The sequence below is a fragment of the Synergistes jonesii genome (assembly GCF_000712295.1).
GTDB lineage: Bacteria > Synergistota > Synergistia > Synergistales > Synergistaceae > Synergistes > Synergistes jonesii.
The window spans coordinates 1-2,444 of sequence record NZ_JMKI01000041.1 but is presented as its reverse complement, the minus strand read 5'-3'; the positions used below and the strand labels follow the sequence as shown (position 1 = coordinate 2,444).

The 2,444-nt window shown below is 48.4% G+C and carries 2 protein-coding genes; one reads left to right on the top strand and one right to left on the bottom strand.

Translation table 11 applies throughout. The features are described from left to right. The first annotated feature begins 104 nt into the window (after positions 1–104). Positions 105–859 (top strand): IS5 family transposase gene (locus tag EH55_RS14260; protein WP_141730633.1). Its coding sequence is split into 2 segments (ribosomal slippage): positions 105–429 and positions 429–859, totalling 756 coding nucleotides; the frame shifts between segments, so codons are not numbered across the junction. Positions 860–1,065: 206 nt separating this feature from the next. On the opposite strand, the gene EH55_RS10480 is transcribed toward EH55_RS14260, so the two are convergent. Then, entirely contained in the window at positions 1,066–2,307 is a 1,242-nt protein-coding gene (locus tag EH55_RS10480; RefSeq protein WP_037977631.1) for an IS256 family transposase, read from the bottom strand. Between the last annotated feature and the right edge of the window lie 137 nt (positions 2,308–2,444).

Genomic DNA, 2,444 nt, shown 5'->3' with positions numbered 1-2,444 from the left:
TATCGGCACACGAAGTGGATAACCGTCCCAATGACGCTCACCCGTWRCTTAGAGCGYGTTCACACTAATAGACAAATATTCCAATGATATGCGATGATGTGCATATGGAAATCACTCAAGAACAATATGATCGTATCGAAAAATACTTGCCCCGTCAGCGCGGGAATGTGAGTATGAGTAATCTCCAACTGATCAATGCGATACTGTATGTCACGGAAAACGGCTGCAAGTGGAGGGCGTTGCCGAAATCCTGTGGGAACTGGCATACGATTTATGTACGCATGAACAGGTGGAGCAAAAATGGCGTTTTACAGCGCGTGTTTGAAGTGTTGCAAGTGGAGAACATTATTCGCATAAAGGTCGAGGCGGTCTGCCTGGACAGCACATCGGTAAAGGTTCATCCCGACGGAACGGGAGCTTTAAAAAAAGAGGAAAACAGTCCATTGGAAGATCGAGAGGCGGGCTCACAACGAAGATTCATATGGTCACCGCAACTGACAGATCGGCTGTCGGCTTCGTGCTATCCGGAGGAGAAGCCCATGACTCGTCGGAAGGCACAGCTCTGCTTGACAAGATCATAAGAGTCCCAGAGCAAAAATACATCCTGATGGACAGAGCTTATGAGGGAGAGAATATGCGGAGAAAAACGATGGAGAAGGGATATTTTCCGGTTGTTCCTCCAAAATCGAACCGCAAAGATCCATGGGAGTATGATAGGGAGAGATATAAGCAACGCAATGAGATAGAGCGATATTTCTTGCGTCTTAAGCGGTTTCGGAAAATATTTACCCGTTACGATAAGCTTGACGTGCTGTTCTGTGGGTTCATCTACTTTGCTATGATCGTAGATGCAATTTAATGTGAACAGACTCTAATTAAGCGATGTCTACCCCAAGTTTAGTAGGCCAATTTGGTAGTGTAACTTATTCTGTGTAAACCCCTTGCCCCTGGATCGATGTAAGACATCAAAGGGTTACCGTTACTGCTTCAGTATCACCATAATGACATACGCTATCCGGGCTGTCAATGGACTGCAGCCCGGACTTTTCTTATAGGCGTTTAGGGCTATTCCAGATCTCCGGGTTCTATGCGTTCCTCAAAGTAAATGCACAGCTGTGACAGAATTTTACTCCAGTCCCTGTCCCTGCCGGTCCACTTTTCAGTGATGTCCATCGTCGCAAGATAAAGGAGCTTGAAAAGGGCGTCGTCTGAGGGGAAGATCGTACGTGTTTTTGTCACTTTCCTGAGCTGCCGGTTGTAGTTCTCGATCTGGTTTGTCGTATAGATCATCCGGCGCAGCTCATAGGGATACTTGAAATAAGCGGATAACTGAGGCCAGTTGTTCCGCCAGCTCGCTACCGAAGACGGGTATTTCGAGCCCCACTTCTCTTCAAGTCTGTCAAGCCCTTCCTCGGCCTGCTCCAGTGTAGGAGCCTGATAGACACCCTTCAAATCATTCATAAAAGCCTTAATGTCCTTGTAAGAGACGAATTTTGTCGTGTAACGGATCTGATGGACAATGCAGCGCTGGATTTCGGCCTTGGGATATACGGCGCTTATCGCATCTGCAAAGCCTGTCAGGCCGTCGACGGAGATAATGAAAATATCTTCGGTGCCGCGATTACGGATCTCGTTAAGGACACCGACCCAGTACTTGGCGCTCTCATTTCCGCCGACCCACAGGCCAAGGACTTCACGATGCCCGTCCAGTCTTGTCCCAATAGCAACATAAACGGCTTTCTTGACGGTTCGGCCGTCCTGCCTCACATTGAAATGCACGGCGTCCATAAAGACGACTGCATACTTTTTGGCCAGCGGCCGGTTCTGCCATTCTTTGGCAATCGGCAGAATTCGATCCGTCATTCGCGAAATCATTTCAGCAGAGGCATCCACACCGTAGATAGACTGCAGGTGAGCCGAGATATCCCGGGTCGTCATGCCTTTTGCATACATGGACAGGACCTGATCCTCTATATTTGAGATATCGGTCTGGTTCTTTTTGACTGACTGCGGTTCGAAGTCACCCTTGCGGTCTCTGGGGACGTCGATCGGGATATCTCCGGCCGAAGAGGTGACTGTTTTAGGGCTGTAGCCGTTGCGGCTGTCATCTGTATGCTTGTTCTTGTAGTCATATTTGCTGTAACCGAGATGGTCATCCATCTCGGCTTCCAGCATCTGCTGGATCGTATCTCCGAGAAGATCCCTCAGCATAGCCTGTACGTCCTGGGCGTCTTCCGGTTTGTAGTGGGAAAGGAGACTCTGAATAAGCGCTTTTCTTTCCGGTGTCAGTTTTCTCTGTCTTGCCATAAAAATATCCTCCTGGATTGAATTTATCTTAACACCAATCCAGGAGGCTTGCTTTCTTCTCTATGGAGTTTACACAGAATTTGTTATACTCTCCCACCAAGCGAAATCCAGGCTTGGCGGCAGCCTTCTTTTAGGTG

Excerpts from the sequence above, each read along its gene's own strand:
- EH55_RS10480 (WP_037977631.1), bottom strand. The coding sequence starts at position 2,307 with ATGGCAAGACAGAGAAAACTGACACCGGAAAGAAAAGCGCTTATTCAG.